The organism is Candidatus Glomeribacter gigasporarum BEG34 (assembly GCF_000227585.1).
Lineage (GTDB): Bacteria > Pseudomonadota > Gammaproteobacteria > Burkholderiales > Burkholderiaceae > Glomeribacter > Glomeribacter gigasporarum_B.
In genome coordinates, this window is the sequence record NZ_CAFB01000082.1 from 1 (window position 1) to 3,534 (window position 3,534).

General features: G+C 55.5%; 6 protein-coding genes and 1 pseudogene. 1 reads left to right on the top strand and 6 read right to left on the bottom strand.

The genetic code is table 11. The annotated features are described in order from the left end of the window. Positions 1-507: pseudogene (locus CAGGBEG34_RS08690) on the top strand (AAA family ATPase); the annotation flags it as partial. A gap of 31 nt (positions 508-538) precedes the next feature. On the opposite strand, the gene CAGGBEG34_RS11460 reads toward CAGGBEG34_RS08690, so the two are convergent. The 6 genes from CAGGBEG34_RS11460 to CAGGBEG34_RS11200 all read right to left on the bottom strand — a co-directional run. Next, positions 539-847: a hypothetical protein gene (locus CAGGBEG34_RS11460; RefSeq protein WP_203224879.1), complete on the bottom strand. Its 309-nt coding sequence runs from the start codon at positions 845-847 to the stop codon at positions 539-541. Positions 848-890: 43 nt separating this feature from the next. Beyond that, positions 891-1,109 (bottom strand): DUF4224 domain-containing protein, encoded by a 219-nt coding sequence (locus CAGGBEG34_RS08700; protein ID WP_006683287.1) that lies wholly within the window; start codon positions 1,107-1,109, stop codon positions 891-893. Positions 1,110-1,137: 28 nt separating this feature from the next. Continuing rightward, positions 1,138-1,638, bottom strand: a complete 501-nt coding sequence (locus CAGGBEG34_RS08705; RefSeq protein ID WP_203224880.1) for a siphovirus Gp157 family protein — start codon at positions 1,636-1,638, stop codon at positions 1,138-1,140. A 9-nt stretch (positions 1,639-1,647) separates the two neighbouring features. Further along, positions 1,648-2,274, bottom strand: a complete 627-nt coding sequence (locus CAGGBEG34_RS08710; protein WP_006683289.1) for a hypothetical protein — start codon at positions 2,272-2,274, stop codon at positions 1,648-1,650. Between the two features lie 75 nt (positions 2,275-2,349). Further along, on the bottom strand, positions 2,350-3,273 hold the full coding sequence (locus CAGGBEG34_RS08715) for an ATP-binding protein (RefSeq protein ID WP_006683290.1): 924 nt from the start codon (positions 3,271-3,273) through the stop codon (positions 2,350-2,352). Between the two features lie 49 nt (positions 3,274-3,322). Further along, the coding region (locus tag CAGGBEG34_RS11200; RefSeq protein ID WP_203224881.1) for a hypothetical protein at positions 3,323-3,534 on the bottom strand (212 nt) is incomplete at its 5' end.

Genomic DNA, 3,534 nt, shown 5'->3' on the forward strand with positions numbered 1-3,534 from the left:
AGCCCGCTGCATATCCTGGTCACGATGCGCTCCAAACAGGACTTTGTACTCACTGACCGGAACGGTAAGCAGGTGCCGCAGAAAGTGGGTCTTGCGCCGATTCAGCGCGATGGCTTTGAGTACGAGATGACCGTCGTACTCGATATTGAACAGGACAGGCATTTAGCAACCGTGAGCAAAGACCGCACCCGCCTGTTCTCTGATAGCACGCCCGAACCGATTACCGAGCAGACCGGATGCCAGTTGGTGGAATGGCTGGAAGCGGGCGCGAACCTCATCACGATAGATGAACGCAACCGCCTCCTGGCGCTGCTCGACGATGCCGAACTCTCGTCGATCAAATTCTGCGAGAAGTATGGCCTTTCCCATGTCAGCGAGTTGCCGCAGGACACATTGAATGAGGCGATGGACGCCATCGCTGAATTCAGGCGGAAGAAGCAGGCAATGCACGCTTCCCCATCCGAACCGGTCAATCTTACGCAGATTGAACAGAAGGAGGCCGCCTGATGGCCTGCGTCGAAAAACAGATCGCCGAATTTTACGCCATCCATTCAACCGATTCACCAATTTTAAGGAACACCCATGTATCAACTGAATGAAACCGCTGCCCGTGCTTCGGAGCAGCGTAGCGAGCGGATTGTCGAGCCTGGGGAATATATCGGCATTCTGACCTGCGCTGAACGATAATCAACATCAATTCAGTATGGCGCGGCTGAGCATTTACCGTGAGTTCCGCCCATTTTTTAACCGCTAAAGCATAGTCTGAACCGAGCGCAATTTCACGTCGCGGCGTGCCGCTTGTATCCAGATAGTAATAGGTGCCGGATGTTCTATGCCGTGCACGCATACCTTGCGGCAAATTTTTATTTCGGCTTGGCTTGCGCCCCATGTTAAGCAGTCTTCAAGACTTGTGGCGTCCACACGTTCGCCGCTTCTTGTCTTGCTTTGAAACCGCCTTCAATCGCTGCACGTGTGACCACTGGATGACCTGTTGCATTCACAAAAAATGGAAGCCCCATACGTCTGAGCGCATCGATTTGTGCGCCTTTATTCTTGCGAGCGGTGAGGTGCGAAATCTCGTCATTTGTCAAAAAAATAGGAGTGCTCATTTTTTATTCCAAAAACCGGTCAGCGCCTTTATTGAATGCGCAGCGATTGCCCTCTGACCAACCGCGCGCCCGGCACATCGGCACCGGCTTCCAGCGCTTCCTTGATGGCTTTCTTATCCGGCGCGGGCGGCGGCGGTTCGGGCTGGCGCATGAATTGCGCTGGAATCTGCCGCACGTCCTCGATCTGGACGGCGGGCGGGTTGGTGCGAATCGCAATGTTGAAATACGGACAGTCCACCTTCTGAAGCCCTGCGTGCTGCATGTTGTCGAATAGGTATTGCCGGAAGTGCGCGGCGCGGTTCTCAAAGGCTTTTCTGCGTTTGGCCATCTGCGCTTCGGCAGCTTTAATCTGCTCGGCCATCGATTCCTGATTGCGAATCAGCATCGCGACGTTGCGTACTTTGTCCGTCAGTTCGCCGCTGACGGCTTCCAGCGTATCCATCACCGTTTGCGCGTCCAAATCAAGATCGGCCAGGTATTCAGCCGCTTGCCGGTATTCTTCTGACAGGACGTCAAGGGCAAGGCTCATCATCAGCTCCTAAAAAGGGATGTCGTTCAGTGAGTCATATGGGAGGCTTTCAAAGTCGCTCTGGCTTGCGGCGGCAGGCGGTGCGCTGCCTTCTTTCGCGGGCCGATGCCTGAGGCGCTTAATCAGCTTCTCTTTCTGCTGCGGCTGGACTTTGCCATCCAGAAGCTCGGAGGCCATCAGTCCCGTATCGGCCTGAAAGAAGTGCGCCGGCACCGCTTTGACAACCGGCGTCCCATCCGGCTTGTAATAGGTTTCGGTATCGAACAGAACGCCGATTCTTTTGTGCATCAAGTCTTTGAACAGATCGGCGGGCATGTCGAGCATTCGTTTGTAGCCCCTGTCCCATTTGCAGACCGCGCCTTTGGAGAGGGTGAGGCTTTTGATGCCTAAGCAGGTCATCAGCGCGTTGAGCTGTGAATAGCCAAACAGTTCCTTGCCCTCCGTGCCGAACGTCCACAACGTGAAATAGGCGATGTGTTTGTTTTCCGTCTCAAAGACGCAATCGATGCCACGCGCGCCTCTCTTGCTGGTGATATCTTCAGCGCAGGTCAGAATGCCGATATATTCCCCAGGCTCGACAATCCGCTCGCTACGCTGCTCCGAAGCACGGGCAGCGGTTTCATTCAGTTGATACATGGGTGTTCCTTAAAATTGGTGAATCGGTTGAATGGATGGCGTAAAATTCGGCGATCTGTTTTTCGACGCAGGCCATCAGGCGGCCTCCTTCTGTTCAATCTCCGTAAGATTGACCGGTTCGGATGGGGAAGCGTGCATTGCCTGCTTCTTCCGCCTGAATTCAGCGATGGCGTCCATCGCCTCATTCAATGTGTCCTGCGGCAACTCGCTGACATGGGAAAGGCCATACTTCTCGCAGAATTTGATCGACGAGAGTTCGGCATCGTCGAGCAGCGCCAGGAGGCGGTTGCGTTCATCTATCGTGATGAGGTTCGCGCCCGCTTCCAGCCATTCCATCAGCTGGCGTCCGGTCTGCTCGGTAATCGGTTCGGGCGTGCTATCAGAGAACAGGCGGGTGCGGTCTTTGCTCACGGTTGCTAAATGCCTGTCCTGTTCAATATCGAGTACGACGGTCATCTCGTACTCAAAGCCATCGCGCTGAATCGGCGCAAGACCCACTTTCTGCGGCACCTGCTTACCGTTCCGGTCAGTGAGTACAAAGTCCTGTTTGGAGCGCATCGTGACCAGGATATGCAGCGGGCTTTGCAGCAGCGCCTCAACAAAGGCGTTGTGCCGTGGCGTGACTTCCGCCCAGGCGGTATAGCTGTTGCCTCTTGGATGCGCGCGCGTCACCCTGTCATGGATTTCGAGGATGCCGCCCTTGCCGTTCCATTCATGCGTAATCGAATCGACGATCAGCACGTCGTAGCCGGAGCGGGCCGCATCCGTTATGACTTCGATATAGCGCTCCGGAGAAAAGGGCGCGGCCAGATTCAGCACATCGAAATCGAGTACGTCCGCATACAGGGAGGCTGAGCCGTGTTCGGTATCGATCACAGCGATGCGTCCGCCGATGCCTTTGGCGAGCAACAGCGCCGAGTAGGTTTTACCTGAACCGGATGGGCCGGTGAGCGCCAGCCGGAGTTTGGCTTTTTTGCGAATCGCTTTTTGAAAGCTCATCTGAATCTCCGAATGAAAAGGGTTGAAACGGGTGCGCCGCCGTCGATCTCTACGTGCATATCGCGCCCCGATGAGCCAGCCAGAGCAATACCCAACCAAGCAGCGCGAACAGAACGGCGGTCGTTGTTGGATACCGCCGCGTCCACCGGTCTATCCGCTGGTTCAACTGACCCAGCGCCCTCCCCGCCTTCCGGTAGAGAGGCCGCAAAGCTCTATCGTTCAATACAGGCATTGCCTTCTCCTTCAGGTCGATAGGGCTGT

Coding starts and splice junctions, on each gene's coding strand:
- CAGGBEG34_RS11460 (WP_203224879.1), bottom strand. CDS start 847: ATGCGTGCACGGCATAGAACATCCGGCACCTATTACTATCTGGATACA.
- CAGGBEG34_RS08700 (WP_006683287.1), bottom strand. CDS start 1,109: ATGAGCACTCCTATTTTTTTGACAAATGACGAGATTTCGCACCTCACC.
- CAGGBEG34_RS08705 (WP_203224880.1), bottom strand. CDS start 1,638: ATGAGCCTTGCCCTTGACGTCCTGTCAGAAGAATACCGGCAAGCGGCT.
- CAGGBEG34_RS08710 (WP_006683289.1), bottom strand. CDS start 2,274: ATGTATCAACTGAATGAAACCGCTGCCCGTGCTTCGGAGCAGCGTAGC.
- CAGGBEG34_RS08715 (WP_006683290.1), bottom strand. CDS start 3,273: ATGAGCTTTCAAAAAGCGATTCGCAAAAAAGCCAAACTCCGGCTGGCG.